Origin of the sequence: Exiguobacterium sp. s7, assembly GCF_018618195.1 — a bacterium.
Classification (GTDB): domain Bacteria; phylum Bacillota; class Bacilli; order Exiguobacteriales; family Exiguobacteriaceae; genus Exiguobacterium; species Exiguobacterium mexicanum_A.
The window spans coordinates 172179-188495 of sequence record NZ_JACSLO010000006.1 but is presented as its reverse complement, the minus strand read 5'-3'; the positions used below and the strand labels follow the sequence as shown (position 1 = coordinate 188495).

Annotated in this window: 18 protein-coding genes; 14 read left to right on the top strand and 4 right to left on the bottom strand. The window is 53.7% G+C overall.

The features are described 5' to 3' along the window. Positions 1-41: 41 nt before the first annotated feature. Entirely contained in the window at positions 42-1895 is a 1854-nt protein-coding gene (locus tag KNP79_RS09810) for a sensor domain-containing phosphodiesterase (RefSeq protein WP_215192213.1), read from the top strand. 197 nt (positions 1896-2092) lie between these two features. Here the strand turns inward: KNP79_RS09810 and KNP79_RS09805 are convergent, their stop codons facing one another. Then, entirely contained in the window at positions 2093-3466 is a 1374-nt protein-coding gene (locus KNP79_RS09805) for a sensor histidine kinase (protein WP_215192211.1), read from the bottom strand. Positions 3467-3479: 13 nt separating this feature from the next. Beyond that, positions 3480-4172, bottom strand: a complete 693-nt coding sequence (locus tag KNP79_RS09800; RefSeq protein ID WP_215192209.1) for a response regulator transcription factor — start codon at positions 4170-4172, stop codon at positions 3480-3482. A 108-nt stretch (positions 4173-4280) separates the two neighbouring features. Between KNP79_RS09800 and KNP79_RS09795 the strand changes: the two genes are divergently transcribed. The 4 genes from KNP79_RS09795 to KNP79_RS09780 all read left to right on the top strand — a co-directional run bounded on the left by KNP79_RS09795 (position 4281) and on the right by KNP79_RS09780 (position 8123). Then, positions 4281-5039, top strand: a complete 759-nt coding sequence (locus KNP79_RS09795; protein ID WP_214796842.1) for an ABC transporter ATP-binding protein — start codon at positions 4281-4283, stop codon at positions 5037-5039. Continuing rightward, the gene (locus tag KNP79_RS09790; RefSeq protein WP_215192207.1) at positions 5026-6855 is read left to right on the top strand and encodes an ABC transporter permease; all 1830 of its coding nucleotides are present in this window, start codon (positions 5026-5028) and stop codon (positions 6853-6855) included. Before KNP79_RS09795 ends, KNP79_RS09790 begins: the two co-directional genes overlap by 14 nt. 13 nt (positions 6856-6868) lie before the next feature. Next, positions 6869-7213, top strand: coding sequence for a YxeA family protein (locus KNP79_RS09785; protein WP_214754127.1), 345 nt, complete (start codon positions 6869-6871; stop codon positions 7211-7213). A 154-nt stretch (positions 7214-7367) separates the two neighbouring features. Next, on the top strand, positions 7368-8123 hold the full coding sequence (locus KNP79_RS09780; protein ID WP_215192205.1) for a Fic family protein: 756 nt from the start codon (positions 7368-7370) through the stop codon (positions 8121-8123). 29 nt (positions 8124-8152) lie between these two features. Here KNP79_RS09780 and KNP79_RS09775 read toward each other — a convergent pair whose 3' ends face one another. Next, a complete protein-coding gene (locus tag KNP79_RS09775) occupies positions 8153-8593 on the bottom strand; it encodes a MerR family transcriptional regulator (protein ID WP_034778934.1) in 441 nt (146 codons plus the stop codon). A gap of 320 nt (positions 8594-8913) precedes the next feature. Here KNP79_RS09775 and KNP79_RS09770 point away from each other — a divergent pair, with 320 nt between their 5' ends. The 9 genes from KNP79_RS09770 to KNP79_RS09730 all read left to right on the top strand — a co-directional run bounded on the left by KNP79_RS09770 (position 8914) and on the right by KNP79_RS09730 (position 15280). Then, positions 8914-9126: a hypothetical protein gene (locus KNP79_RS09770; protein ID WP_029594867.1), complete on the top strand. Its 213-nt coding sequence runs from the start codon at positions 8914-8916 to the stop codon at positions 9124-9126. A 68-nt stretch (positions 9127-9194) separates the two neighbouring features. Then, positions 9195-9335, top strand: a complete 141-nt coding sequence (locus KNP79_RS09765; protein WP_016510821.1) for a YvrJ family protein — start codon at positions 9195-9197, stop codon at positions 9333-9335. 26 nt (positions 9336-9361) lie between these two features. Further along, a complete protein-coding gene (locus KNP79_RS09760) occupies positions 9362-9574 on the top strand; it encodes a hypothetical protein (RefSeq protein WP_058764453.1) in 213 nt (70 codons plus the stop codon). 29 nt (positions 9575-9603) lie between these two features. Then, positions 9604-9816 (top strand): DUF2922 domain-containing protein, encoded by a 213-nt coding sequence (locus KNP79_RS09755; RefSeq protein ID WP_034778930.1) that lies wholly within the window; start codon positions 9604-9606, stop codon positions 9814-9816. A gap of 119 nt (positions 9817-9935) precedes the next feature. Further along, positions 9936-11759, top strand: a complete 1824-nt coding sequence (locus KNP79_RS09750) for a methyl-accepting chemotaxis protein (RefSeq protein WP_215192203.1) — start codon at positions 9936-9938, stop codon at positions 11757-11759. Positions 11760-11951: 192 nt separating this feature from the next. Beyond that, positions 11952-13655, top strand: a complete 1704-nt coding sequence (locus KNP79_RS09745; RefSeq protein ID WP_215192201.1) for a methyl-accepting chemotaxis protein — start codon at positions 11952-11954, stop codon at positions 13653-13655. A gap of 125 nt (positions 13656-13780) precedes the next feature. Further along, positions 13781-14527, top strand: coding sequence for an SDR family NAD(P)-dependent oxidoreductase (locus KNP79_RS09740; protein WP_215192199.1), 747 nt, complete (start codon positions 13781-13783; stop codon positions 14525-14527). 97 nt (positions 14528-14624) lie between these two features. Next, positions 14625-14891 (top strand): AbrB/MazE/SpoVT family DNA-binding domain-containing protein, encoded by a 267-nt coding sequence (locus KNP79_RS09735; RefSeq protein ID WP_058764447.1) that lies wholly within the window; start codon positions 14625-14627, stop codon positions 14889-14891. Beyond that, positions 14888-15280: a type II toxin-antitoxin system death-on-curing family toxin gene (locus KNP79_RS09730; protein WP_236355712.1), complete on the top strand. Its 393-nt coding sequence runs from the start codon at positions 14888-14890 to the stop codon at positions 15278-15280. Before KNP79_RS09735 ends, KNP79_RS09730 begins: the two co-directional genes overlap by 4 nt. 61 nt (positions 15281-15341) lie before the next feature. Here KNP79_RS09730 and KNP79_RS09725 read toward each other — a convergent pair whose 3' ends face one another. Further along, complete coding sequence (locus tag KNP79_RS09725) at positions 15342-16226, bottom strand: tetratricopeptide repeat protein (RefSeq protein WP_236355711.1); 885 nt, start codon at positions 16224-16226, stop codon at positions 15342-15344. Positions 16227-16317 lie beyond the last annotated feature (91 nt).

Genomic DNA, 16317 nt, shown 5'->3' with positions numbered 1-16317 from the left:
CTATCATGAATGCAAAACGTTTGAACGAGAGTAGGGGACTTATGAACGAGGGGAACAATTCATCACAAACATACCGACAACATCAAGAGAAACTGTTCGAACTCGTCCGGATGCCCGACGTGACGGAGGAAGCGGTGCGACAGACGCTTCATTACATGTGCGAAGTCGTCTCCGATATGCTCAACGTCGATACGGTCTCGATTTGGCACTTTGACGAGACGTACGCATCGATCAGTTGCCAAGTCGCCTATTCGAAAGAGAGTGGCCCGAGTGAACCGGCATTGACGGTCATGCGTGGGGACGCACCGGTCTACTTCGACGCCCTACGGACGAACCGGGTGTTGCCGTTTGAGAACGTCCGGACCCATGAGTGGGTGAAGGACTTGTACCAGCAACATTTCGTGGAAGGGCAGCGGGTCTACTCGATGCTCGACGCGCCGATCTATGCGAACAATCGGGCCAAAGGGGTCATCTGTTGCGAGACGTTTGAGCCGCGGCAATGGACGTTCATCGAGGAATTGATTGTCAGCACGCTGTCCGATTTTATCGCCATCCTTTATCTCCGGCTCGACCGTCAAGAGATCGACGACCATCTCGCCAAGCTCGCCTATACGGATGAACAGACCGGACTCATGAACTTGAACGGCTTCATCGAACGGGTGGACGCGCTCCGGGAACAGACGCCGCATCAGCTCGGGTCATTGATTTATTTGCGGGCGGACGAGTTCCGCTCCGTCGAGACGGCGATCGGTATCCAACGGGCAGACGAGATCGTCATCGAACTGTCAGAACGAATCCAGCAAGTCGTCGATTCGACATTACTCGCGCGCATCTCCCAGTCCGGTTTCCTGCTATGGACGCCTTACGGGGACCGAATCAAAGTCAAAGGATACGCCGATTTGATTTGCGAGACGGTGACGAACGAGCCGTTCGCGGTCGGGGAACTCGATGTCGTCTTGACGATGAGCGCGTTCATCTCGATCGAGGACAAGTCACGTTCGACGCTCGAGATGATGGATACGACTCGGATCACGGCCAATGAGCGTCACGTGCAGCGTGGAGGGATCGCTTTTTACGAAGAAGAGATGAGCGAGAAAGCGACGGCACGCCTGACGCTTGAGATGAACCTCCGTAAAGGGCTCGCCTTGAACGAGTTCACACTCTACTATCAGCCGAAGATCGAAGCGGCGACCGGAAAACTGAATGGATTTGAAGGATTGATGCGTTGGATTCATCCGAAACACGGGTTGATCCCACCGCTCGACTTCATCCCGATCGCCGAGTCGACGGGCGTCATCATCGCCCTCGAGGAATGGGCACTCGCTGAGGCATGCCGTCAGTTGAAAACGTGGCACGCCTCGGGACGGATGTATCAACTCGCACTGAACTTGTCGGCTCGTCATTTTCTATCGGACGGGGTCGTCGAGAAGTTGGGCCAAATCGTCAAAGAGATGGATGTCTGTCCGAACTATTTGACGTTCGAGATCACCGAAAGCGTCGGGATGGAGAATCAACAGCACGTCATCGAACGTTTCATCGCCTTCCGGGAACAAGGTTTCTCGATCTCGATTGACGACTTCGGGACCGGCTTCTCGGCGTTCGTCTATTTGAAGCACTATCCGATTCACGAGATTAAAATCGATCGTCAGTTCATCCAAGTGACGGATAACGACCCGACCGGCAACGTCATCGTCCAGTCAATCATCGAGCTCGCTCGTGGGCTCGAATTGAAGACGGTGTGCGAAGGCATCGAGACGCCGGAACAGCTCGACACGCTCCGTTCGCTCGGCTGTGATGAGATGCAAGGGTATTACTTCTCGCGTCCGCTCCCAATCGACGAACTCGAGATGTGGATCGAAGATTATGAAACGACAAAAAAGGATTCGCTCCGTTGAGCGGATCCTTCTGAATGGACCGTAGACATATCAAATGTCTGCGGTTTTTGTTTGTCCCCCCAGACACGACTCGCTTTTCTGGGGGCAAGCAGGGAGCCGTATTGCGACTTTGTCGCTGCCAGGTATCCCTTTGCTTGCTAATCCCCTAGAAGTCGATTCGTGTCCTTGGTCGGGCTAGCTGTCTGTAATTGATTGTGTCATGCTGGCAACTCGATGCGAATCGTCGTCCCAGACCCGCGTTCACTCGTCACCGTGACGGTGCCGCCGTGCGCTTTGATGATGTCCCGGGAAATGGCCATCCCGAGCCCGCTCCCGAGCGCATCGGTCGTGTTCGTGCCCCGATAGTAGCGCTCAAAGATGTACGGGAGGTCCTTCGCATCGATGCCGGTGCCATCGTCTTGAATCGTGATCGTGTCGTGCGCAACGGTGACACGGACCGCGACCGTCTCGTCGTTATGGAGCAAGGCGTTATACAAGAAGTTGAGCAACGCCCGCTTCATGAAGTGCCGGTCGATGTTCCGCGTGGCCGCATCCGTGCTCGCGAATGAGATGTCACGCTCGGAAAACCGCGCGTCGTTCAACACGTCGATGACGAGCTCACGGACGAACGGCTCGAGTCCGGTCTCGATCGTTTCGAGCGGGAAGTCACCGTGCTGGAGCCGCATCGTCAAGTTGAAGTCGTCGATCAGTTCTTTCATATACAAGGCTTGGCGTTCGATGACCTCGGCGTATTGTCGTCGCTCTGCTTCCTCGAGGTCACGATCGTCGAGCAGCTCGGCGTAGCCTTGGATCGAGGCGAGCGGTGTCTTCAAATCGTGGGAGACGTTGCTCATCCACTCTTTCCGGCGTGTCTCGAGCTCTTCCCGTTCCGACTCGTACGTCGTCAACGTCTCGGACACGTCGTTCAAGTTGGCGAAGACGGGTCGATACATGCCGGGTCGTTTCGGTTCGACGGTCGAGAAATCACGGGCCTTCAACTGGGCAATCCGTTCGGTCAATCGATAGACGGGTTTCGTCAAAATCGAGGTGAAGGCGAGTCCAATCAGTGCGGCGACGGCGAGGTCGACGATGAGCAAGATGAGCCCGGCCTTCGACAAGTAGGCGAGGACGGACTGGGGATCGATCATCGTGACGATGCGGCCCTCGGTCGCCTCGGGGAAGCCGACGAGATAGCTGTAGTCCTCGAACTCGCCGATGAAATAGAGGACGAGGTCGTCGTCCTTATATTTATAGATGTGAATCAATTCGATCGGTGAGTACGCGTCCGGTGCCGTCGCCGGCGCATCAATGTCACTGACGACACGGCCCGACTCATCGAGCACTTGCAGGAACGCGTTGTTCGCCTCGAGCGCGCGCACCCCATCCGGACTGACGACCGGTTCGCCGTCCTCGAGCGTCATATATTGGTTGAACGTGCGTGTGAACGTCTCGCCGGAGCTGCTCTCGACGTCATCAATCCCGGTCCGCTGATTGATGAGGAGTGTCACGAGGATGATGACGTTCAAGATGACGACGATGGCGACGATGGCCAGGATCGATACTAAATAACTGCCGGTCAGTTTCCATTTCATAAGAGACCGCCTCCTATGCCTCGAACTTGTAGCCGAGCCCTTTGACCGTTTTGATGTAGGTCGGTTGGGACGGGTTCGGTTCGATTTTTTCTCGGAGTCGGCGCATGTGTACCATGACCGTGTTGTCGGCGCCATAAAAATCTTCGCCCCACACTTGCGTGAACAGCGTCTCTTTACTGAGGATCCGGTTCGGATTGCGCATGAAGCAGGCGAGCAGGCCGACTTCTTTGGCCGTCAGCTCGAGCCGGACCCCGTCGCGATCCACCTCGGTGCCGTCCGCGTTCAACCGGAACGGGCCGACGACCGTGTCATTAGGGAGCTCGGGCGCATCATAGAGCGACACGCGGCGGAGTTGCGCCTTGACACGGAAGGCGACTTCTTTCGGGCTGAACGGCTTCGTGATATAGTCGTCGCCGCCGATGGCGAGGCCGAGGATCTTGTCGACCTCGTCGGACTTGGCCGACAAAAATAAAATCGGGATGTTCGACGTGTTCCGGATTTGCCGGCACAGCTCGTAACCTTCGCCGTCCGGCAACATGACGTCGAGGATGGCGAGATGGGGTGCGAACGCCGTGAACGTTGCGAGTCCGTCTCGAATCGTGTGGGCCGTCCGAATCTCGCGGAAGCCTTCTTTCTCTAACGCTTTTTGGATGAGCGTACATAAGTCTCTCTCGTCATCGACGATTAAGATACGTGGTTGTTCCATGATCATCACCTCTCGTTCAAGCATAACATTTAAGGATTTCGTAAGGTACGCGTGATTTTCAGTTAAGGTACGGCCTGTATCGTTGTATTCAGAAAGAGGTGCTGAACAATGAATCCATTACTACAAGTTGATGCCATTAAAAAAACATACGTGACCGGGGGCAACGCCTTCCATGCACTCGATGGGGTGTCGTTCACGATCGACCACGGCGAGTTCGTCGGGATCATGGGGCCGTCGGGCGCAGGGAAGTCGACGCTGTTGAACGTGCTCGCGACGATCGATACGCCGACGGACGGGGACATCCTCGTCGACGGCGAGAATATCGCCAAGCTCGAAGAAGAGGCGCTCTCCGACTTCCGGCGCGACCATCTCGGCTTTATTTTCCAAGACTATAACCTGCTCGACTCGCTCACGGTCCGGGAGAACATCTTGCTCCCGCTCGCCGTCACGAAGACACCGGTCGAGGAGACGCGGTCGCGCGTCGATGCGCTCGCAAAACGATTCGGGATCCAAGCGATCCTTGACCAATACCCGTACCAAATCTCAGGCGGTCAGAAACAGCGGACGGCGGTGTGCCGCGCGCTCATCTCCAATCCGAAGTTGATCTTTGCCGACGAGCCGACGGGTGCGCTCGACTCGAAGTCGGCGACGGATCTGCTCCAGACGCTCGCCGGGCTGAACGAGGCCGAGACGACGATCATGATGGTGACGCACGATGCCTACGCCGCGAGTTTCTGTCGCCGGGTCCTCTATATCCAGGATGGACGGTTGTCGAAAGAACTGATTCGCGGCACGACGTCGCGCGACGCCTTCTATCAGACGATTCTCGACGAGCTGAAGGGCGGTGCGTCCGATGACGCTGTTTGATTTAGCGAAGAAGAACGTCGCCCGGAACTTGTCGCGCTATGCACTCTACGTCGGGACGACCATCTTTTCGATCATCATCTATTTCACGTTCGCGACGCTCAAACATAGCGATGAGATCAGCGGCATGGCCGAGACGTCGGGGCAGATCCGCAGCCTGATGAGCGCCTCGACGTTCATTCTGCTCGTCTTCGTCGCCTTGTTCATCGCCTACTCGAACGCCTTCTTTTTAAAAGGACGGAAACGCGAGGTCGGGCTCTATTCGCTGCTCGGGGTGCGCAAGAAACAAATCGGGACGCTTCTTTTGTTCGAGAACCTCGTCATCGGGGCGGTGTCGCTCCTCGTCGGGATCGGACTCGGTCTGCTCGGTTCGAACGCGTTGTTACAGCTGTTGCTCCGCTTGATGAACAGCGATTTGTCGATCGGCTTCACCGTCTCGACGTCGGCGCTCATCGAGACGACGCTCGTGTTCGTGGCGATTTTCTTGTTCACGTCGTTCCAAGGCTACCGGGTCATCTATCGCTTCAAATTGATCGAGCTGTTCCATGCCGACCAGAAAGGAGAGGACGTCCCGGAAGCGAGCCCGTTCATGGCGCTCCTCGGGGTGCTCGTCCTCGGTGCTGCCTATTGGCTCGCCTTGCAAGACTTGGCGACGTCACCGCTTTGGGGATACCTCACAGCAGCGATGCCGCTCCTCATCATCGGTCTCACAATCGTCGGGTCGGGCCTATTGTTCCATAGCGTCCTCATCTTCATCCTCGGCCGCTTGAAAGCGAATGAGCGCTGGGCGTGGCGTCGGCTCAACTTGTTGACGACGTCACAGCTGTTATACCGGATCCGTGGCAACGCGAAGACGCTGACGCTCATCAGCATCATCAGTGCGACGGCGATCACGGCCGGCGGTGCCATCTTCAGCGTCTATTATTACGCCGAGCAACAAGTCACGTCGTACGCCCCGTACACGTTCGCCTGGCAAGGGGAGACACGTGACATCGACGCCGACGTGCTCCATCAGACGACGGTCCTCGAGAAGACGGTTCGTGTCGCTGGAGAGATGGGAGAACGCGAATATGGCGTCATCGACGAGTCGACGTTCCGTGACGTCGCGTCCAATCTGGGCTGGGATACACCTGAAACGCTAGCCTCCGACCAGGTCTACTTGATCGATCCGTTCTATGACGAGCGGTTCTCAGAAAACGTGACCGCGGTCGAGCTTGATGGCGTGACGCATGAAGTCTCCTCCCGCTATGAGGAGACACCGCTCAACGTCATGACGTTCGGCGGCTTGCTGCTCGTCACGCCGGACGACGTGTTCACGGCACTGCCGGGAGAGGCGTTGGCGTATCAGGCTGTCTCGGTCGCCGATTATAAAGAGCAGACCGCCTTATCCGAGTCGTTGTCGATTGAGGCGAACTTCTCGAGCGCGACAGCGTTGTATAGCGAGGCGATGGCCGTGCACGGCGCGCTGTTGTTCGTCGGCAGTTTCCTCGGACTCGTCTTCCTCGTCGCCACCGGTAGCATCATTTATTTCAAGACGATGACCGAGGCCGAGGAGGACCGGGCCAAATACGCGGTGTTGCGGAAAGTCGGCATCTCGAAGCGGGATGTGAAACGGACAATCCGTCAACAGATTGCCGTTGTGTTCCTGGCGCCGTTCTCACTCGGGATTGTGCACGCCTCGGTCGCCCTCGTCGCATTCTCACGATTGCTGGCGATGGATTTCACGGTGCCGGTGCTCGTCTGGATGGGTGTGTACAGCGCAATCTATGCGCTCTATTACGTGCTGACCGTACGTCGGTTCACGAAACAAGTGATATGAAGGAGAGAACATCATGAAAAAAGGAATCATCGCGAGCCTCGCGCTCATCGTCGTCATCATTGGGCTCGTCAATATCGATTGGCAACGGATTGGGAAGGATCATGTCTATGTGCAAGTCGGGGAGGTCACGGAAGTGGAAGAGACGACACTCGACTCGGGTGACGTCGTCCGCCGCTACGTCTACTCGACGGAAGCGTTGACGAAGGACGGGGACTCGCAAGCGGTCACGTTCACGGCGGCGAAAGAACTTCGGAACGGGGCGTACTTGAAGCTGTACGTCAAAAATAAAGATGAGGTTACGTCATACGACGAAGTGTCGGTCGCGGACGTCCCCGAAGCGGCACGAGAGAAGTTATAAAAAATAAAGCACGATGCATAACCCGTCTGTGGGAATTGAGGTGTCGTGCTTTTTCGCATGTGTCATGAATTGGGGCGTCCCATCGAAATCGACTTGCTCTGGGTAACAAGCGTATAATAGAATCACTAACACTTTAAGAAAGGAAGCGGGCTATATGTTTGAGCAACTGACGAATAAAAAAGAGCAACTAGATCAAAGCCGACCGCTGCCGACGTATACGCTTCAAAGTTTGAGAGAAAAACTCTTTTTAGAATGGACATACAACTCGAATGCCATTGAAGGAAATACGTTGACAATCAACGAGACCAAAGTGGTGTTGGAAGGTATAACGGTTGGCGGGAAGACGATGCGAGAACATCTAGAAGTGATCAACCACCAAGATGCCATTTCCTACGTAGAAGAAATTGTTCGACGTGAAGAGCCGCTGACGGAGTGGCAAATTAAAAATTTGCACCGTCTCGTCTTGAAAGGCATTGATGATGCGTATGCAGGCGTCTATCGGGATCAGCAAGTGTTTATTGCCGGAGCCGCTCATGTGCCGCCGCCTCCTTATCTCATTCAAGAACAGATGGAGCAGCTGATAAATTGGTATGAAACAGAGACGAATACGATGCATCCAGTTGAACGGGGTGCTTTATTGCATGCTAAGTTCGTGGGGATTCATCCGTTCATTGATGGAAATGGTCGTACGTCTCGGTTATTGCTCAATTTGGAGTTGATGAAGTCCGGTTATCCGCCTGTCGTCATCAAAGTCGAAAATCGCCTGAGTTATTACAATGCGCTAGATCGGGCGCATACGACAGAAATGTACAACGACTTTATCAATCTGGTCGCTACAGAGGTCGAAACATCGCTTGATTTGTATTTGAGCGCCATCGCCCCTCGTCCATCCAAAAACAGCCCTTCCTGAATCGTCAGGAAGGGCTGTCTCATGTCCGCTCATTCATGCGGCAGTTTGGTTTTTAATTCTAACTGGAGTATGTACGCCAATTCTTTATGGGCCAACTCGGAGAAGTTCGTCTTTTTGACGTGTGTCCGGGGCCGTAGTCCGCATTCCAATGCGATGTCGACGATAGTCCGAATCTGATTTTCCGTATAGAAGCGCTTGCGTCCCATCGTGAACGGGGTCGGTGGCAAGACGCCGTCGGTTTCCCATTTGATCAGCTGTTGCTGGCTACGGGGAATCCCGGCGACATGAAACGCACGGCTCAGTTCTTTTAGTGGATAGACGGTCAATGGGCGTTCGTTGTACAGGAACGGCTTCGCGTTTTCAGGGCGATAATCATCCCAGTCGGTCGCGTAAAACGTCAGGTCGGTATGGTCGAAGTCGAGTTGAGCGGAAGGAATAGAAGTGTTGAGTGCGAAGTCTAAGCTGTTCATCTAGAGTATCTCCTTCTTCAAGTCAAACTGGTCATTTCGAAAATGTCCTCCTCCGTATAGTACCCCATTTTCAAGTAATTAACTGTCAGTTTTTTCAAAGTGGGGAAATGAATTCGTGGGACTTTAGGCGTGTTTTCAAAATTCGGTTGACGCCTATTAAGATACCCTAATTGGTATGTAAATTCAAGGAATAAAGCCGATTTGTGACGATGAATGCGCCTTCATTCAGAATGGGTCTATAGTCGTTACAAAAAGGTTACAAGGAAATATGAGCAAACATTCACCAACTTCGGTTAATAGGGGCGAAGGAGGTGAGACATATGGCAGTGTATCGAGAATACGCAAGCGTCTTTTATCTCGACACGAAGCGGCTCGTTGACGGCAAAGAAAAGCGTCAGCTCGTCCGGTTCGGTCCACTCGGTGCGCGGATGGAGACCGAGGAGATCAAGCAGTTCGGTGATCTGTTGATCCCGCTTCTTGCGGTCGAATCCGCCGCATACGTCGTGTCGCGTGAGTTCCACGTGACGTTCTAATTGGAGGAACCCCTGATGCGTGTATTAAAGCGTTCCGCCGGAGCCTTGTCCGATGAGCGGGTGGGCACATGAGCTGGCCCGAACTCATCTCGAATCTCGGCTTCCCGATCGTCGTCTCGCTCTATCTGCTCCATCGGATTGAGACGCGCCTTGAGCGCATGATTCAATTGCTCGAGCGTCTCGACTCGACCTATCCATCCGAATCGTAATCCATCCCTGAAAGGAGCCATCCCCCATGGCCGTATTGACTGAAAAGAAAGCGACGCTCGTCTTGACGACGCACCATGATTTGAACAGCTTGAAACCGACGAAGAAAACGCAGCGCTTCGGTCCGATCCGGGCGGCGCTCACGGCTGACAACGCCGAGGCGTTCGGCCACCTCATGCTCGACTTGACCGAGCAAGAAGATTTCACCGTGTCGGTCGTTCGCGAATACGATCTCGTCTAATCACACCCACATCCAAGGAGGACTAACCCATGACTGAGACTAAAGTAGAAATCGCATTTTTGGATATGTTCAATAAAGTATCACGCTTCCGTTTGAATAACGTGAAACAACCGGTCGATCCGTTAAAAGTTCAAGCACTCGCCGACTTCATGGTCGCCAACGACCCGCTCGGCAAGAGCGTCGTCAAATGGACAGAAATCAAGATGATTGAAGGCACGCAAACCGTGTTGAACGTCCAATAACGAATCAAGAGATGACTGAGTTTTCAGTCATCTTTTTTTATTTTGGTCAATTTCCTTTAGATTCCTCGACGTCAAGACGATATAGGAAGAAACGTTGCACGCGAGAGGGGAAAATACATATGTCAGTGAAACAGAAGTGGAAGGCGTTGCGGAACCGTTTGAACGTCCGGCGCTTTCAATGGAAACCGAAGTGGCGAAAGTCGAGCACGCGTGAAGGGAAGCGGGTGACCGGCAAGAACCTGACCATCCGTCAAAAGCTGTGGGGACTCGTTATCCTCGCGCTCCTCATGGTCGCAGGGGTCGGCGGCTATTCGCTTTTGTCGCTCGCCGATGCGAACCGGCAAGGCGATGATATCGTCAACAACTGGAGCAAAGGGCTCGACTACGCCCATGAACTGAACACGCTCGCGGCGAACTATCGCGCGCTCGAACTCGAACACATCGTGACCGACGACGCGGCCGCGAAAGAAGAATTGATGACCGAGATGAAAGACATTCGGACGCGCATCAATGAGATCGCCCCGAAATACGAACAGACGGCGACGGGCGAGACAGACAAAGAGCTGTTCGCCAACTTCAGTCGGCAGTGGGAGATGTATCAGCGTGTATCGGACAACATGCTCATCTTCAGCACGTCCGGCAATAACGGCATGGCCCGTTCGTATTATGACGCCCAGTCCCAATCGACATACGATAACTTCACGCAACGCCTGAACGAACTTGTTGCTTATAACTCGGAAGGATCAGAACGCGTCGGCGCCGACATGGAACGCGAGTTCGGGCAGTCGCTCATCGCACTGCTCGTCGTGACGATCGGAGCGTTCGTCCTTCTCTTGTTCCTCGGACTGAGCTTATTGCGTTCCATCATCAAACCGATGCGGGTGCTCCAAGAGAAGTTTGACGAATTGGCCTCACAAGGCGGCGATTTGACGATGGCCATCCCGGTCACGTCGAACGATGAGATCGCTCAAGTGAGCCGCTCGTTCAACACGTTCCTCGCCACGCTACGTGACATCATGGTCGACGTCGACAAGACGGCGAAAGTCGTCCTCGTGTCGTCGAAAGAAGTGGCGACGGAAGTGACACAATTGAGCCGTTATATGGAAGAGACGTCAGGCACGGTCGAAGAATTGACGGCTGGCATGGAAGAGACGGCCGCGTCCTCGCAAGAAATGAGCGCATCAACGATCGAGATGGGCGGTTCGATCGATACGATTGTCGGCCTCTCGAACGATAGTGCGACGACAGCGAGCGAAGTAGAACGTCGGGCCCATACCATGCGTGAGCAGGCCGTCGCCTCGAAGACGGAAGCGAACGCCATCATCGACAAGAAGCGCATCGAGCTCGACGACGCCATCAAAGGGGCGCAGTCGGTCGAACAGATCCGTGTCTTGACGAGCGCCATCTTGACCATCGCCGACCAGACGAACTTGCTCGCCTTGAACGCATCGATCGAGGCGGCCCGGGCCGGGGATGCCGGTCGCGGCTTCGCCGTCGTCGCCTCGGAGATTCGTAAGCTCGCCGAGAACTCGCGCCAGACGGTGAACGAGATTCAAGCGGTATCGCATACGGTCATCGACTCGGTCGCCCGGCTCAACACGAGCTCGGCGGATATGTTGACGTTCCTCGATACGAAAGTGCTCGCCGATTACGACCGGCTCGAGGAGTCGGCCACGCAATACGAAGCGGATGCGACCGTATTTGGGGAGACGGCAGAGACGTTCGAGACGAACGCGCTCCAACTTCGTCATATGACCGATAGCATCCTCCACGTCATCCAAGAAGTCGCGACGACCGTGACCGAAGGGGCGGACGGGACGCAATCGATCTCGGAGAAGGTCCAGCTGTCCGTCGAACGATTCAGTGACGTCCAAACACGGATGCAGGAGACCGAACAACGCGCGGTCGAACTGTCGAACCGAGTGTCACAATTCAAGTTATGAATTAGACCGTAGCCACTGGCTATGGTCTTTTTTTGTGACAAAAAATCGAACAAATAACTGTTAATAAAGGTCAATAAACTGTCTAACTTTTCATTTTTGGTAAAAATTCTGTTAAGTGTTCCGATGAAGAGTGTAGAAACAACATATTAATAAAGAAAGAGCGGTGGAAGAGGACGTGTTCCTCAAAAAAAAATGAAACGATTTAGAAGATTGTCATTAACCCAAAAGTTATTTAGTGGAATCGGATTGATTCTTCTATTTGTTATTACAGGAATGGGTTATAACCTACTAACTTTAGAAGACGCGACCAGTCGCTATGAGGAAATGATTTCCAAAGACGTCATGAAAATGAAAGCAGCAGATGATTTGTCTCTCGGGGTGGTCCGCCAAGCGTATGGACTACGCGGCTATATCCTTCAACAAGACGAGTCACTGCTGGATGCCGAGCGCCGTGGTTCGGAAGAAAAGAAAGCGGCGATTGAAACCCTGCTGAAGTTATCCGAGTCAGAAGAGGAAACAAAAGACTTAGAGAATCTCTTATCCGTCGCGACCGAATATGACGATTTGGCTCAACAGTTGATTCAAGCGACCGATGCAAAGGATGAAGAAAACATTGATCGGATCGCCTTACGTGTTATGCCGCCTATAACCGCTTCCATCATCGAATCTGGAGAAACGATGCAGCAAGAGACGGAAGCGCACATACTGACAAAGCAACAGCACTTGAAACATCGGGCAAATAGTGCCTTTCTTTCCTCCGCGATTATTGCCGGGGTGATCCTCATGCTCACACTCGGGGTCGGCTATATGCTCCAGCGCACGGTGAAGGCACCGCTCCGCCAACTATCTGACGAGGTCGGCATCGTCGCTGACGGCGATTTGACGCGCGCCGACCTTCAAGCGCTGACACGTGATGAAATCGGCCAACTCATCATTGGGTTCAATGGGATGAAGCGAAATCTTCGTGAACTGATCGACGAAGTGAGCCGGAACGCTCAAGAAATCACGGCCCAGTCGGAAGAATTGTACGCGAGCACGGAAGAAATGTCCTCACAGACAGAGGAGACGACGCGGATGATTGAACAAGTCGTCGGTAAAACGGTCAACCAGGCGGCAGCGGCTTCGAAGAGCGGGCAGGCTGTCGCGGCGGCCGATGAAGGCGTCGAACGAATCGCCACCTCGATCGGGACGATCAGCCAAGACGTCCAGACGAGTCTAGCGCTCGCCGAACGCGGCGAACAGACGATTCAACAGGCGAAACAAGAAGTGCTCGCGCTCGAATCGGAGACGGTCACGACCGGACAATCGATCACAGCGTTGAAACAGCAGTCGGACGAGATCGCGCTCATCACCGAGGTCATCCAGTCAATCACCGACCAGACGAACTTGCTCGCCTTGAACGCGGCCATCGAAGCGGCCCGGGCCGGGGAGCAAGGGAAAGGGTTCGCCGTCGTTGCCGAGGAAGTGCGGAAGCTCGCGGAACAGTCGAAACAATCGGCTTCCCAAATCGCCGGCTTGATCGAATCGATTCAAGCGCAGTCGAACGCGGTGCTCGAGCGTCACGCTATCAGCGCCCGCCGCGTCGAGACGAACACGGCGCTGCTCGAAGAAGCAACCGCCTCGTTCCAACAGATCGTCGGGCAATTGCACGCCTCGGTCGACAACACGGAACAAATCCGGGTCGCTTCGAATGAAATCGCCACGACGACGAAACAAGTCGCGACCGCAACGATTCATATGGCGAGTGATAGTGAAGGCATGGCCGAGACGATGCGCAGCGTCGGCGAGACGGCCGACGCCCAGCTCGCGATGATTCAAGAATTGAACGGAGTCGCCGAGTCACTCGGCAATATGACCGGAGATCTGCAGACACTCATCGGTCGTTTCAAAACATAAGACGGACCGTCCTTTCCCGTTCAGGGGAGGACGGTTTTTGCGTGTTCCAAGGATTGAGGGGACGGCGTTACGGGAATTGCCGAAGAGAGATATCGATCTCGATTACAGTGAAAAGGGGACACATCATGAAATATACCGTCATCACCGGGGCAAGTTCAGGCATTGGCTATGAAACGGCGAAAGTGCTCGCCAAGCAAGGGAAGTCACTCGTGCTCGTGGCACGCCGCCACGACGAGCTCGAGAAGTTACGGAGCGAAATCAAGGCAATCGCACCGAAAATCGATGTCATCATCAAGGCGAAAGACTTGTCATACAGCGAGAACGTATACGGGCTGTATGAGTCGCTCGCCGATCTCGACATCGAGACGTGGATCAACAACGCCGGGTTCGGTGACTCGAATCTCGTGAAGGACGTCGAGGTCGGGAAAATCGAGAACATGATCCGCTTGAACGTCGAGGCGTTGACGGTATTGTCGAGCCTATACGTCCGCGACTATCACAACGTCGAAGGGGCGACGCTTGTGAACGTCGCGTCCGTCGTCGGCTATCACATCGCCAAAAAAGGTGTCACGTACAGCGCGTCGAAATTCTTTGTCAGTGCGTACACGGAAGGACTCGCCCGAGAGCTCATGAACGACGGGGACAAACTGCGGGCGAAAGTGCTCGCACCGGCCGCGACGGAGACCGGCTTTGCGAGCCGTGCCCGCGAAGAAGAGGACTTTGATTATAGCCAAAACGTCGAGAAGTATCATACGGCCGAAGAGATGGCCGAGTTTTTGCTGCAGTTGCTTGAAAGCGACCAGGTCGTCGGCATCGTCAACCACGAGGACTACTCGTTCGAGTTGCGCGGACCGATTCATCCGTATATGTAATAAATGATTGGTTAGGTTTGAGTGCAAAAACGAGTTAAATCTGTTACATTTAATACATACAGTATGTATTGTAAGTATTTAATGTGGAGGTGTTTTTGTGCAAAAACTAAAAAGTAGTGAAAGAAAGTTAGTGAAACACGGAAATTCTGTTCATGTCTCAATTCCTATAAGTGAATTGCGGCATCTGAATTTAGAAGTGGGCGATACAGTTTCCGTAACTACGACAGATGACGGCATTTTAATCAAACCGACTAATAAGATTGAAATTCCTCCTAACATGGATATCGCTCCGAACTTCTTTAAAGAAATGGAGCAAATTATGAGTCAGCACGATGAAACATTTAAAGGATTAGTAGATCGTTGATTCAGTATGTAACGGAAACAGAAGTGATTGCTATCAATCGTTTAATGATACTGAGGTATTCACCTGAAGAACCAATTGGTATAAAAGACAGAGGTTTATTAAGCTCGTCTGTTCAAAGAATGAACCACTCTGCGTTTGGTGAAGATGCTTATATTACTGTATTTGAAAAGGCGGCTGCCTTATTCCACTCATTGATTAACAACCATTGTTTTATTAATGCCAACAAACGCACTGCTTATGGAGCACTTCAATTGTTTTTAGCCCGTAACGGATTTGCGCTCGTATTAGAGTCGTCTCTTGCAATCGAATTATGTGTTCGAGTAGCGACAGAGCAAATGGATATTCAACAGTTGGCCAATAATATAGAAATTAACTCATCACCACTTTGATTAATTTGACGACAGCAAACAGCCCGAACTCTTTCAAAAAGTTCGGGCTGTTTGTTTACGTTTACGACGAACGCATCGAGTCCCCGTAACCCCCGGTCAAGCGGTGCGTGAGCCGATGGTACCAGTAGCGAAGACGTAAGCGATATACATACAGTCTGGACGTGTTCGGCAAGACGACGTTGTCGATATAATCGGCGAACATGGCGCGGAACATATGGTCCTCACTGTCGTCATATGTCGCACTCCACATGCCGTGCTCTTCGACCTCGAGCAGCATCGCAATCGTCTCGTCATCGAGCTGATGATTGTCTTCCGGCAACCGCTTGACGAGCATCTCGACCCGATGGCTGCAAATCGACGCATAGAGCGAGTGGGCGCGCGGGTTGTGCGGGTTCGCGTTCAAGTACCCGATGGCCACCTTGAGCAGTTCATCATTCATCTCGAGCGGAATCTCATCGAACGCTTGGAAGAATTCGAGCAGCATCGGCACGGTCTCTTCGTTGAACCCGGCGAGCCGGACGTAATGCATCAAGTGGAGGCCGGCCTCCCCGTAAAACTTGCGGTTGAAGTAATGGACGGCAATCGCGCGCTGGACCATCGGCACGTCCGGATAGCGCTCGACGGCACGGAGGAAATGCTGCTCGGCCTCGAACGTGAAATTCGTATCATCGCTCAAGAGGCCATGGAGGCAGTGGATCATGTAATGGTCACCTTTTTCGCCCGCTGCTTCGAGCACGGCGCGGGCCCGGCCGAACTCGCCTTCGCGGATGAGCGGATACGCCCGCATCGCCGGGAAGAACGGGTCCTCGGGAAAGTGCGTCTCGCCGCGGACGATGAGCGACTCGACGGACTCGGCGTTATAATCGTCAATCAGTTCTTCAAGGAGCATCATCTCGAGGAAGGTGCGTTGAAAGTCTGGATGGTGTAAATCGATGGTGTGTTTCATGAGGGTCCCTCCCAAGTTCATGAGTGTGGCTTCATTATACCGAGCAATCGGACGGACGAGTAGATTTTTTTCAAGAAATGGGAAAAGAAAA